A 12717-nucleotide genomic window follows, 5' to 3' on the forward strand; every position below is an offset into this window, starting at 1 on the left:
CTCACCTCGAAACCGACTCAGGCGCGGATCGCGTCGACGGGGCGAACTTCGCGGTCCTGCGGACCCAGTCGCTCGGTACAGCCCATCGCGGTCAGCATACTATTATAGACGTCCAGCCCCTCGGCGCCGACATCCAAGAACTGACCGGTCTTGAACCGACCGTTTGCTCCTGTGATCGCGTGAAAGACACCGGACAACTCGCGCTTGGTGTTGTTGTGTCGTCCATCTCCCGATTCGGTGGAGATGGTGATCAACGAGTTTTCCAAGATCGTCTTGCCGTTGGCTTCGGTCGCATCGTCACCAGTCAGCCGCTCTAGGAAATAAGCCACTTCACGCATTTTTAGATGCGCGTGCGCGCGGAGTGCTTCGTTTTCTTTTTCCGGGTTGAACTTATGCCACCATTCGTGGCTGCACCCTTTGTCGCCGCTGGCGTTTAGGTGCTTGGCATCGTCGAATTGCCATCGCTGTTTTCCATTGTATTCGTAATCGCCGGTCAGACGGATCCGTTCGCCGGCGGCCAAGAAGGTCAGCGATCCAAAGCGGACGCGGTCCATTTGGATGGCCAGTGCATACAAGTCGGCCATCAACCGCCACTCGGTGGTTAGCTCTTCCAATGTAATATCGATTCCCATCCCGCCGGGGTCGGCTGGGCCGCCGTGCAGCAATTGCGAACGGGGCGGCAGTTCGGGCGAGTTGGGATCTTTTTTGGCCAACGAAAAGGCGCGTTGCTCATACTCGCGAATTCGGTCCAAGTGATCGGCGACGCGCGCCTGCGAGGCGGCGCCCAACGGGGAGTTGGCGCCGGTGTAGAATTTGTATTCGTCCATCACCGAATCCAACACACTCCGACGAAGGCGCTGTCGGCGAATGTCGGTGTTGTCGCCTGAGAGGGCGATCGCACCAAAGACACGGTCGAACAGATTGCGAGGCGACTCCTGTATTGTCGCGGCAACCGTACCGTCGGATTTGTAGCTGTGCACATACCGCCCCACGCGGCTGCGGCGGAAGTACGTGCCGCCAATCAACGTGGGAACCATACCGGCCGGCATCCCGTCGGGATGATGCGCATTGCGAATCACCTGATCAATCGAAGGTCCCCCCGATTTCGCTTCACCATCGGGCGGCTCGGCTGTGAAGGCGCCGGACGCTCCGTCGTAATGCGCGTTAATCCCTTTTTCATCACAACGCACCTGGTCGACGTCGCGCATGATTAACAATTTATCACCGAGCGGTTTGAGCGGCTCCAGCACGCCCTCGAAGCCTTCGGTTTGTAGCGGTGCGGGAATGCCCAGACCAAAAAAGAGATTAAACGCCCGCACCGGCACAGTCGCCTCGGCGGCAGCGGCAACTGCTGAAGAGGGGGCGACCAACATCTCTTCCAACAGCGGCAACCCAATCGTGGCAGCTCCCGCGCTTTTGAGCATCATCCGGCGGCTAATCGGTTGTTTCATCATGGTTTTGTCTCCGTGGGAGTGGCTTCGGTGCGCGTCGTTTGTACGAGATCACTCATCACAATGGCGGTGATCAGAGCGGAATAGGTTCCACCGTTTTGTTGGGCAGCTTGATCAATGTCTCCCACAATTTGTGCATCCGCCGCGCCGAGCGGGCGGCCAAGTGCGAATTGTGTGAGTTTCCAGGTCAATGTCTCGCGAACCCGTTCGCTGTCGGCCAACAGGTCCATCAATTCGGCCGACGTTTGATATTTGATCGGTTGCGCCGTTCCAGGAAAAAGGACTTCACCGTCGCTACGCAGTTCGTTGCCATGTTCGTCTTTGTCATGAAACGCACCGAGGCCGTCGAATTTCTCCAGACCGAACGCCAGCGGTTCAAATTTTGAGTGACATCCGCCGCAGGCTGAATTGGCGATTCGCTGCTCACCGATGTGACGTTGTGACAGCCCCGGACTGGAGGGGACCGGGGTCGTATCCAACCCGGGCGGAGGACTTTTCACCATGCCGCGCAACACATCTTTCAGGACAAACAGCCCACGGGTCACCATCGAGGCATCGTCGCCTCCCATGGTCAATACGCTGCCTTGCGTCAGCAGTCCGCCGCGCGGAGCAACGGCCGTCAGGTCGTAACGCTCCAATCCCGGACCTTGCGGCTCGATTCCATAGTATTCAGCCAATTCCGGCGTCGCGAATGTGACTTGGGCGTTGAACAAATCGGCGAGCGGTCGTTTTTGCGTCCAGGCGACTTCTTTGAAGAACGCCAAGGTTTCGTCCCGCATGTCAGCGGCCAACGCGTCGTTCCACTTGGGAAATCGTTCGCGGTTGGGCCTGAGATTTTCCAGTCGCTCCAGATCAAGCCATTCGGTGACAAATTGTAACGAACGATTGATGGCGCGAGGATCATCCAACATCCGTTGGACTTGTTTCTCGATAGCGGCCTGGTTGCCCAGCTCGCCCGCTTCGGCAGCACGAAACAACTCTTTGTCCGGTGGACCACCCCAGAGGATGTAGCTCAACCGCGACGCCAACTCATAGCCGCCGACCGGCCAAGCGGTGCCATCCCCCTGCTGATTTTCGACTCGGTACATAAACCGCGGCGACTGCAACATGGCCTCGATGAGATAACTGACCGCTTCCTCGTAGTCGCCGCCTGTGCTGGCCACTGTGGTGGCGATGCCGCTGTAATTGGTAATTTCGCGTTCATCCAGCGGGCCTCGCAACAGGCGTTTTCCCATCTTGGCGACGAACTTGCGCATCGTGGAATCAGTGGAGAGTTTTTTGCTCTTGGAGAATTTGCGCGCGAACTTCAAGACGTCCATCCGCGAGACAATGACCTCCGCCAAACGGGCATAAGCTTCGACATGTTTGAAGTCGACGCTGAGGTTATAGGCCGTATTGCTAAAACCATCGGCCCGCAAATCGGGGGGCAGGATTTCGCGAGCCTCTTGCGAGATGTCGACTCCCACCGCTTCGCGCACCGTCGCGATGTATTCCGAAACAGTGAGCCGTTGTAGCCAAACGGCACCGTTGGGGCTGTTGTTCGCATAAACGGCCGGATCGATCAGATCGACCGACCAATGCGCCCCGTCGTCGATCCATTGCCGCAGCAGTTTCTTTTGCTCCGCCGTCAGCGGTTCGCCTTCGGGCGGCATCGCATCGGATTCGATCTGATCCCACAGCAGGCTCTCGGCGGAATTGCCCGGTACAATCGCCTTGCCGTTTTCACCACCAGCCAATGCGGAGGCTAGTCGCGACAAATCCAAACCACCTTTTTTGGCAAACGAATCATGGCAGTCTAAGCATTGCTTAGCCAATAGAGGAGCAACCTGATTTGCGAATATTTGTGACTGATGGTTCTCAGCCGTCAACGGCGCTGCGTCTACAACGCCCGGTCCAGCGAGGAAGTTTTGTTCGATTTCTTTTTCGCTCAACGCACGGCTGTAGAGGGCAGCCAATTGCAGCGTGCCCAACCAGGGGCGGCCGCCTGTACTTTCGTTGGCCAACGTCAGATGATCGTCGTTGCTCCAATTCGAAAACTGTCCGTCAACTTTTTTGGCTACGTTCTCTTTCCCGTTGATATAGATCCGCGCGTTGCCCGCTATGTCGCGTGTATAGACGACATGCGTCAACTTGGTTTTGACGACCCCTTTGTCTGTGCTCGTCGAAGGCTGTCCGTTGCCGCTGGTGGCGGTTGTTCGCAAGCGGACGTCGTAGCGTTTGCCGTCCTGCCCCAGAGTGACGTTCCGTCCGCTGGGATTCGCAGAGAGGGAAACGATCCGCGCCGGGCCGGATTGACGATCGTTGGCCGGAACTATCCAAGCTTCGACCGTGACTTGACCGGTCCGTTTGATGGTGGCAATCAGTTTTTTTGCCGGAGCCACCGAGCGGAGTTTCGTCGCCGACCGAATCAGCAGTCCGCCCGACTTCCATTTCACAGCGGGAAGTTTTTCGATTCTGAGATCAAGTTGCGGACGAACCCCCGACTGATCGCGGACAATATCGCCCTTGCCGGCAGAAAACGTATACAACGCCCGAAGGTCGCGCTTGACCCGCTCTCCCTGATCAGCCGTCGATGATTCTTCAGCCGCCCCAGTTTTTTCTTCCGCCCCAGAGAAAGTCGGCGCAACAGCAAAGCAGGCGGTGAGTAAAAGCAAACAGGAAATCGAACGCACTGTTGTAGTCTCCGTCGCGGCCAGTTGAGCAGAGGATCCGGAACACGTCTCTCGTGCGAAATGCCAATAAACCAGCTTACTTCGCCCGCGAAGCAATGTCGATAACGCCACCGCTTCGCCGCCCAGGAGGCTCACACAAACCGCTGTAAACCATGCAGGATGCGCGGGCGAATCTCTATAGAATCGGTCCCTATTATGACTGGCATGCCAGTGGTGCGTCAATGCTTGCGATTGATTCCTGCGGGGGGCTTACATGAATAAATCCACGCAGCACTGTCCATCGCAACGGAGATAAAATGACGCAACTTATTTCATAAAAAGAGATACGGCAACGCCCTTCAATTCACAGTTCTTGGAATGCATCCTAGCTCTCAACTCCCAGCCGCCGCTGGTTTGAGGTGTTCGTCGAACCAATCGGCGAATTTTCGCAAATCCCACAACATCGTTGACCAACCGTGTTCGCCGCCGGGGTGTACGACCAGTTTGACATCAACATCCTGTTCAGCGGCGCGATCGCGAAACCACTCGGATTGCTCCAGCGGCGTCAACGTGTCGGCGTCACCGTGATAGATGAGGATCGGCGGCATGTCCGGTGTGATGTGGTAGATCGGCGAACAGTCGCGGCCGATCTCTTTCCAGGCGGTCAGGTCGGTTGCATTGGGGCCGAAGGATTTCACAAAGCTTTTCGGCGGTCCGCCATCGCCGAGATTCTCGGTCGATTGGCCTAGATTCAACAGGTCGGTCACCGGAAAGAAAATCGCCGCCGCTTGCACAGCGCTGCTTTCTCGATCGACTGGATCCTCTGCATCCTCCGGACCTGGTCCGCCGCGCGTCGCTAACATCAAACTCAGGTGACCACCGGCACTTCCCCCGCTAACGCCGATGTGGTCGGGGTCGATGCCATATTCCTCCGCATGATGGCGCACGAATCGAATGCCGCGGTTCACGTCTTCGATGATCTCCATAACCGTCGCTTTCGGTTGGGAGATGTGGTAAATCGCGAACACCGTATAACCGCGCCGCAGCAACGGAGCCATCATCAACACCGGCGCTTCGCCCGCCTTTCCCGATTTCCAACCACCGCTGACCATGAACGCCACGCCCAAGCCGTTGGGATTGAGCGGACGAATCACATCCAGCACGAGCGGCTGATCGTTCCGCTGGCCATACACCACGCCGTCGGTTCGCTCGACAGCCGGATTCAAATACCACCAACCGCCACCAGCGAGAATTGCCAGTAAGGCAATCACCGAACCAGAGACGATCAACGAGAGTCTTAGCCAACGGGGACACTTCAACCAAAGTTTTTTCATGATATGTCTCGATTGAAAGAAATGGAGACACGTATTCTAAGCCGCCCAGCAACACACACTCAAGCATGACACACCGTGCCATGTACGTCGCAGTGCACTCTGAAAACAAACTGCCTATCCCACAGCATTCAATTGCACCTGTGAGACTAGTAAGAATGCAAACCGTTCAGGGTGGCCGCCATAGCTTTGCTATCGGGGCGGGCAAAGCCCGCAAGAAGCCGCAATTTCCTCGTGTTTAAACAAGCAGAGTCTCCTCAGCAGGGACAGCTAAAACTGCGGCTTCTTGTGCCTGTTGCACACCGATTGCCGTTGGCAATCGCTGCCACCTGATGATTGGTTTCCTCAGAGACTCAGAAAATCTGTGTTCCATCGGTGTTCAATCTGTGGCTAATGAAAACGGTCGCGCTCAGGTCTTGGTCGCTGTGCGAGAAATCGGTTTCAAGTTCAACAATTTACCTACTAAGTGGTCCTGAAACCAGGAATCGCGTTGGCGACAGGTTTCGCTTGCGATTTTCTCCCTTGCCCCCGAAGCCGCTTCACCCACTATAATGCCGATCCAATAAAATGGAGTGACCCCGTATCCGGGAGACGAACATGACGAAGCGACGATTGAAACGTGCGGACCCGAACCTCTCTGAAGCCAACGTGTTACCAACCGAACACTTTGGTGATCAGGTCGAGAATCAAGAGTTGATTGACGAGATCAAAGAGACCGCTGACAAACTTGCCCGGGACAAAGCGACGCGCGGTGACCTAAAACTGCTCAGCCGCGCCCTGCGAGAACTGCGTTATGCGTTCAAGGTGTTCACCCCCTACCGCAAGCACCGCAAAGTGACGATTTTTGGGTCAGCGCGAACGCAGGCCGAACACGAGGAATACAAACAGGCAGCCGAATTTGGCCGGTTGATGGCGGCCGAAGGTTGGATGGCGTTGACCGGTGCCGGCGGTGGAATCATGGAAGCCGGACACGTCGGCGCGGGCAAAGAGATGTCGATGGGGGTCAACATCATGCTCCCCTTCGAGCAGGATGCCAACTATGTGATTAACGACGACGAAAAACTGGTTCACCTCAAGTATTTCTTCACCCGCAAATTGCTGTTCGTCAAAGAAGTACACGCCATCGCCCTATTCCCCGGCGGCTTCGGCACACAAGACGAGGGATTCGAAACGCTGACACTGGTGCAAACCGGAAAACGGGACATGATGCCGATCGTGTTCATCGACGAACCGGGGGGTATCTATTGGAAAGCCTGGCTGGAATTCATCTCCGAACAATTGCTTGCCCGCGAATTGATTTCTCCGGCCGATATGTCCCTGTTCCTCGTTACCGACGATGTCAACGAAGCGGTCGAGGAGATCCTCAGCTTTTATAGCGTGTACAACAGTATGCGCTACGTGCGGAACAAACTCGTACTGCGACTGCACTGCGAGCCGAGCGATGCGTTCGTCGAACGCCTCAACGATGAGTTTAGCGACATCGTGGAAAAGGGCCGCATCGAGAAGTCGGACGTGTTAAAGTGGGAGATGGATGAAGAACATCTGCTCCATTTACCACGATTGGTATTTCAATTCGACCGGCACGGCATCGGACGGCTGCGGGAGATGATCGACGTGATCAACAGCGAATTAGGCGAGGAAAAGTGACTCGCCGATGCAGTTGTGAGCGGGCCTTTCATCCTGCACCGAAGATTGGCAGCACGACCAACAACCTCCCAATGCCTGATCGGGATGCGCGGCGTTCCCACAGTGCTGGCTCCTGAACCAGCTTTGTAGGAATCAAAGCCAAAATCACTCTGGAGTCGGAACGCGATGATTGAGAAGATTCGCCAATTCATTCAATACGCCCTGCTCTGGCTCAAGCGCGTTGTGACACAGCCGCGGAGCGAATTGGATCGTTGGCAACGGGCTGCGCTGTTCACTTATGACCTGTCGCGGTTTGGCGCACGACAATTGCGACACGACCGAGCCCCACAAATGGCGGCGGCGCTCGCCTATCGCGTGTTGTTCGGCATGTTGCCGGTGTTAATCGTCGCCACGATCCTGGTCCGGGCGATTATTGGTATCCCCGACTTTCAAGCACAGGTCGAAAGCTTACTGGATGAAATCGGCTTAGCGGACATCCATGTCGTTGATCGAACCGCCGGAGCAAACGGCGAGCCTGGGGATAGCATCAACCTCAAGGAATGGATTGTCGCACTGATTGAAAAAGCCGCTGAAATCAATTTGGCGGCTGTGGGTTGGGTCGGATTGGCGCTGATCATCTATTCGGCGATCAGTCTGATGGTCACGATCGAAAACAGCTTTAATACCATTTATCGCGCGCCCGAAGGGCGGTCCTGGGTACGGCGTGTGCCGTTGTATTGGTTCATCCTCACCATCAGCCCCGCTGCCTTGGGCTTGGCGGTCTATCTCGACGGGCAAATCGACACACTCTTGGACTCAAAGGCCGCCAAAGCCGTTGCAGAATCCGCCCTGGAGGAGGAACAAGCCGCACGGCTGCTGGACACGGACACGACCGACACGGCAACCGCCGCCACACAGTCCGACGGAAAAACTAAGACCGAGTCCCCGCTGGGCAGTCGTTGGCAATGGCTGATTGATATCGGTGGATTCTTGTGGGTGGTAACGATCGAATGGTTATTCATGTTCGGGGTCTATACGCTCGTCCCGAATACAGAAGTTGCCGGCAAACCAGCGGCAATCGGGGCATTAGTCACGGTGTTGATGCTAGAAGTCGGCAAACGGACGATGGGGGCTTATCTGGCCAATGCGTTTACAATCAGCCATTTGTACGGCTCATTGGGGCTAGTGCCGCTCTTTATGTTTTGGGTCTATTTAATGTGGTTGGGGGTCTTGTTTGGCTTGCAAGTCAGCGCCGCACTGCAAATGCTGCATGGCCGACGGCTGGATGAAATCGAACGCAAACGCGAAACGATCGGTTTGATCGATCCCGCTGCTGTGTTGACGGTGATGGAAATCGTGACCGGTCGGTTCAATCAAGGGCAGCAAACATCCGTGCACAAAATCGCAGACGAAGCCTCGTTGCCCGCGTCGGTGGTCTCCCAGATTTTCGACCGCTTAGTCGAAGCGGGTCTGTTGCATTATTTGGATCACGACAAACAAACGGTCACCTTGGCGCAACCCCCAGAACAGATCTCCGCTGAGCAGCTTATGAACGTCGGTTTCGAAATGGCCGACAGTACCGGCGACGGCCGCCGCTGCTCGATGCTGGAACGCCTCCGCGACACACAACGAAAACTTGCCGCCCAAGCCACACTGGCCTCCCTGGTCCCCGCCACTCCAGCGAGTGAGTCATCAACTGGCGAATAGTTGCGACGAAACCGGCTTCAAAACAAGTCGTTTCGTGCTAAGATCAGCGCGCCTGTTTTATTCGAGACTCCCTACCCTAAGGACGCCCACGGATGAATGCCCTGGAATCGGTCGATCAGTATCTCACAGAACATGCCGAGCGCAATGTCGAGCAATTGAAAGATTTTCTGCGGATTGCCAGCGTCAGCGCTGATTCGGCCTTTGCGGCGGAAATGACGAAAGCGGCTGAGTTCGTTCGCGCTCAAATGGTCGACGCCGGACTGAATGTCGAAGTTGTCGAGACAGCCGGTTTTCCAATTGTGTACGGCTCGCGCATGGTTTCTGAGGATGTTCCCACGGTTTTGGTCTACGGACATTACGACGTGCAGCCCCCCGATCCGCTGGAGGATTGGATCACCCCCGCTTTCGATCCGCACGTGCGCGACGGAAATCTCTATGCGCGTGGCGCGACCGACAACAAAGGACAACTGTACACGCATCTCAAATCGATCGAAGCTTGGACCAAGACCCAAGACGCTCCGCCGGTCAACGTCAAGGTGATCATCGAAGGCGAAGAAGAGGTCGGCAGCAACAACCTCGATGATTTTCTAGAGACCCGCAAAGAGGACCTTTCCGCCGATGTGGCTGTCGTCAGCGACACCAGCCAATACGGCCCCGGCATGCCGGCCATTACCTATGGCCTGCGGGGCATCATGGCTTGTGAAGTGACGTTGCGGGGACCGAAGCAAGACCTGCATAGCGGCGTCTTTGGCGGCGCGATTGCCAATCCGGTCAATGCCTTGGCAAAAATGGTGGGGGCGCTCGTCGACGAAAACGGCCGGGTCACGATTCCCGGGTTTTACGACGGCGTGATTCCGCTGACCGACGGAGAACGCAAACAATTCGCGAACCTTCCGTTCGACGAAGCCTCTTTTCTAGAAAAAATCGGCGTGCAGGAGACATTCGGCGAACAAGGCTTTACCACGCTCGAACGCCGCTGGGCACGTCCGACGTGTGAAATCAACGGATTTTACGGGGGCTATCAGGGGGAAGGCCCGAAAACGATCATCCCCTCGTTCGCCACTGCCAAAATCACGTGCCGCCTCGTCCCTGATCAAAATCCCAAGTCGGTGGCTGCGGCGCTCAAATCGCATTTAGAGTCGCTCTGCCCAGCGGGGGTGGTGTTGGAATTCACCGACCAACATGGTGGCAACGGCATGGTGGTCGATATGAGCGGACCATTCGCCGCCGCCGCCAGCCGCGCGATCGACGACGCCTTTGGAACGCCGCCGGTCTTGATTCGCGAAGGGGGTTCCATCCCGGTGGTGGCATCCTTTCGAGAGATTCTGGGAATCGATACACTGCTGTTAGGATGGGGGCAAAACACTGACAATTTGCACAGCCCCAACGAACATTTTAACCTCCTAGACTTCCACCGCGGCACCCGCGCCAGCGCCCACTTATTACACTACTTAGCCGAAAAATAACCAGCCGCCAAAACCGGAGGGTGCATCGCAAAGCACCTGCCCTACGGAATTGACGCACAAACAATAACGCCAAGAAAGAGTCTCTTCTGATGTTGGACCTGCAATTCATTTGTGATCATGCCGACGAAGTCGCCCAAAACTGCCGCGACCGTGGTGTGACTGCGGACATTGATAAGATCGTCCAACTGCGACAACGGCGGGGTGAACTGATTTCCGCCGGCGACAACCTGCGGCACGAGCACAAGGAGTCCTCCAGCAAGATTCCCCAGGAGTCCGATGCGGCGAAAAAACAGGCCTTGATCGCTCACGGTAAGGAAGTCAAACAGAAAATCGCCGCCAACGAAGCGGAACTCAGAGACCTGGAAGCTGAACTGTACAGCGCGCAATCCCTGGTCCCCAACATGACGCATCCCGATGCGCCGGTCGGCAACGACGACGACGCCAACCGGATCGTGCGGCAAGTTGGCGAAATCCCCAAATTCGACTTTACCCCGTTGAGCCATGTCGAATTGGCGGAGAAGCATGACCTGATTGATCTCGAAGCGGGTTCACGCGTCGCCGGACACGGTTTTTACTATCTGAAAAACGAAGCCGTGCTGATGGAAATGGCGCTCATCCAATTCGCGATGCAGAAAGCCGCCGCCGCCGGTTTCACCCTGCATACGACGCCCGACTTGGCGCGTGATACGGTGCTGGAGGGTATTGGATTCATCCCGCGCGGACCGGAGGCACAGATTTATTCTGTGGAGAAAACCGACCTGAGCCTGGTCGCGACGGCTGAAATCACGCTGGGGGGGATGTTCAAAGACCAGATCCTGGATGCGACGCATTTGCCGATCAAGGTAGCAGGACTTTCACACTGTTTCCGAACCGAAGCGGGCGCTCACGGCGCAGCAACGCGCGGCATCTACCGCGTGCATCAGTTCACCAAAGTCGAGATGTTCGTCGTCTCCGGCCCGGATCAATCCGACGCGATCCACGATGAGATTGTGGCGATCGAAGAGGATCTGTTCCAATCCTTGGGCATTCCCTATCAAGTGGTCGATACTGCCACGGGAGACTTGGGTGGACCGGCGTACCGCAAATACGATCTGGAAGCCTGGATGCCGGGACGGGGTGAAACAGGAACGTTCGGCGAAGTCACCTCAGCCTCCAACTGCACCGACTACCAAGCTCGTCGTTTGGCCATCCGTTACAAATCACCGGACACAAAAGGCACGCATATCGCCCACACGCTCAACGGCACCGCCGTCGCTGTGACACGGGCTTTGATCGCCATCTGGGAAAACTACCAGCAAGCAGACGGCTCCATCATCATCCCCGAAGTCCTACGCCCCTGGGTCGGCAAAGACCGCATAGGCGGCGTGGCCGCTGGGTGAGAGCTGCCGCTCTGTTGCGGGTGGGCCACTCCCGTTGGTCGCTGTGATTTACTAAACAGGCGATCCTGGAGGGCGAGGCTCCGGCCGAGCCGCGCACTCTCCATTCGCGTTCTTGCGCACATAAACGCCAGCCGGGCCATGCTCAACGTACCGATGCGGCTCAGCGGGAGCTTCGCCCTCCCGGAGACCGCTTAGCGATACTGTTCGGCGGCTTCTACGGCGAGTTCATCACAGCGTTCGTTTTCGGGATGTCCGGCGTGTCCTTTGACGATTTGGAATTGGACGGCGTGCTTTGCCAGCAACGCGTCCATTTCTCGCCAGAGGTCTTCGTTCTTGACCGGTTTGAGCGATCTGCCTTCCCGGCGTTTCCAGCCGTTGGCTTTCCACTTGGGCATCCATTCGCTGCACCCTTTAGCGACGTAGGTGCTATCGGTAATCACTTCGACGCGACTGGTCCGCTTCAGGGCGCTCAGTCCGGAGAGAACGGCCTGCATTTCCATTTTGTTGTTCGTGGTATCGGGCGCGCCGCCGGAGGCTTCCTTTTCGGCTCCCGTGGCGGGAAACCGCAGAATAAACGCCCATCCCCCCGGTCCGGGATTGCCGCGACAGGCGCCATCGGTGAAGAGTTGCACGAAGGGTAAATCGGACGGATCGACCGACGGCTCAGGCGCAGACGCTCTCTCATCAGGCACGGGTGGGGTCTCCTCCATGCGACGTGTCATCAGGCTTTGCGACGGAATAGGCGGACCGTAGGCCCACAATCAGCAAGGCAGAGCCGGAATTAGGGAATCCGGTTGTGGCGAACAAATCGCGTTAGCGCTCGCGAAAGACAATGCGTCCACGGTTGAGGTCATAAGGCGAGACTTCAACGACGACACGGTCGCCTGGGACAATACGGATAAAGTGCTTGCGCATTTTCCCGGCAACGTGGGCCAGAACCATATGCCCATTTTCCAACTCAACGCGAAATTGCGTATTGGCCAATGCTTCGGTGACTACACCTTCAACTTCGATGGCCTCTTCTTTGGCCATAAAAAACTTCCTCCCGGGTTTTCACAAGTAAACGTGATGCGGATTACGCAGCTTGATCGATTGCGACATCGCTA

9 protein-coding genes are annotated in these 12717 nt (G+C 56.6%); 4 read left to right on the forward strand and 5 right to left on the reverse strand.

Annotation, left to right across the window (positions count from 1 at the left end; translation table 11 throughout):
• Positions 1-17 precede the first annotated feature (17 nt).
• The 3 genes from CA54_RS06590 to CA54_RS06600 form a co-directional block, all read right to left on the reverse strand.
• Entirely contained in the window at positions 18-1454 is a 1437-nt protein-coding gene (locus CA54_RS06590) for a DUF1552 domain-containing protein (protein WP_146370022.1), read from the reverse strand.
• Positions 1451-4123, reverse strand: coding sequence for a DUF1592 domain-containing protein (locus CA54_RS06595; RefSeq protein ID WP_197532245.1), 2673 nt, complete (start codon positions 4121-4123; stop codon positions 1451-1453). The genes CA54_RS06590 and CA54_RS06595 overlap by 4 nt, the downstream gene beginning before the upstream one ends.
• 371 nt (positions 4124-4494) lie before the next feature.
• Complete coding sequence (locus tag CA54_RS06600) at positions 4495-5436, reverse strand: alpha/beta hydrolase (protein WP_146370023.1); 942 nt, start codon at positions 5434-5436, stop codon at positions 4495-4497.
• A gap of 594 nt (positions 5437-6030) precedes the next feature.
• Between CA54_RS06600 and CA54_RS06605 the strand changes: the two genes are divergently transcribed.
• From CA54_RS06605 to serS, 4 genes are all read left to right on the forward strand, one after another.
• Complete coding sequence (locus tag CA54_RS06605) at positions 6031-7080, forward strand: LOG family protein (RefSeq protein WP_146370024.1); 1050 nt, start codon at positions 6031-6033, stop codon at positions 7078-7080.
• A 165-nt stretch (positions 7081-7245) separates the two neighbouring features.
• Positions 7246-8766 (forward strand): YhjD/YihY/BrkB family envelope integrity protein, encoded by a 1521-nt coding sequence (locus CA54_RS06610; protein ID WP_146370025.1) that lies wholly within the window; start codon positions 7246-7248, stop codon positions 8764-8766.
• A 92-nt stretch (positions 8767-8858) separates the two neighbouring features.
• Entirely contained in the window at positions 8859-10232 is a 1374-nt protein-coding gene (locus tag CA54_RS06615; protein ID WP_146370026.1) for a dipeptidase, read from the forward strand.
• 89 nt (positions 10233-10321) lie between these two features.
• Positions 10322-11611, forward strand: a complete 1290-nt coding sequence (gene serS / locus CA54_RS06620) for a serine--tRNA ligase (RefSeq protein ID WP_146370027.1) — start codon at positions 10322-10324, stop codon at positions 11609-11611.
• Positions 11612-11802: 191 nt separating this feature from the next.
• Here serS and rnhA read toward each other — a convergent pair whose 3' ends face one another.
• Together rnhA and infA are read right to left on the reverse strand one after the other, a co-directional pair.
• Positions 11803-12303 carry a ribonuclease HI gene (gene rnhA, locus CA54_RS06625; protein ID WP_231962989.1) on the reverse strand — a complete coding sequence of 167 codons (501 nt, stop codon included), beginning with the start codon at positions 12301-12303 and terminating at the stop codon, positions 11803-11805.
• Between the two features lie 121 nt (positions 12304-12424).
• A complete protein-coding gene (gene infA / locus CA54_RS06630; protein ID WP_145374000.1) occupies positions 12425-12643 on the reverse strand; it encodes a translation initiation factor IF-1 in 219 nt (72 codons plus the stop codon).
• Positions 12644-12717: the final 74 nt, after the last annotated feature.

Origin of the sequence: Symmachiella macrocystis (assembly GCF_007860075.1) — a bacterium.
GTDB lineage: Bacteria > Planctomycetota > Planctomycetia > Planctomycetales > Planctomycetaceae > Symmachiella > Symmachiella macrocystis.

What these genes read in the sequence shown, in the direction of transcription:
- infA (WP_145374000.1), bottom strand. Translation starts at nt 12,643, where the DNA reads ATGGCCAAAGAAGAGGCCATCGAAGTTGAAGGTGTAGTCACCGAAGCA.
- CA54_RS06605 (WP_146370024.1), top strand. Translation starts at nt 6,031, where the DNA reads ATGACGAAGCGACGATTGAAACGTGCGGACCCGAACCTCTCTGAAGCC.
- serS (WP_146370027.1), top strand. Translation starts at nt 10,322, where the DNA reads ATGTTGGACCTGCAATTCATTTGTGATCATGCCGACGAAGTCGCCCAA.
- CA54_RS06590 (WP_146370022.1), bottom strand. Translation starts at nt 1,454, where the DNA reads ATGATGAAACAACCGATTAGCCGCCGGATGATGCTCAAAAGCGCGGGA.
- CA54_RS06600 (WP_146370023.1), bottom strand. Translation starts at nt 5,436, where the DNA reads ATGAAAAAACTTTGGTTGAAGTGTCCCCGTTGGCTAAGACTCTCGTTG.
- CA54_RS06610 (WP_146370025.1), top strand. Translation starts at nt 7,246, where the DNA reads ATGATTGAGAAGATTCGCCAATTCATTCAATACGCCCTGCTCTGGCTC.
- CA54_RS06615 (WP_146370026.1), top strand. Translation starts at nt 8,859, where the DNA reads ATGAATGCCCTGGAATCGGTCGATCAGTATCTCACAGAACATGCCGAG.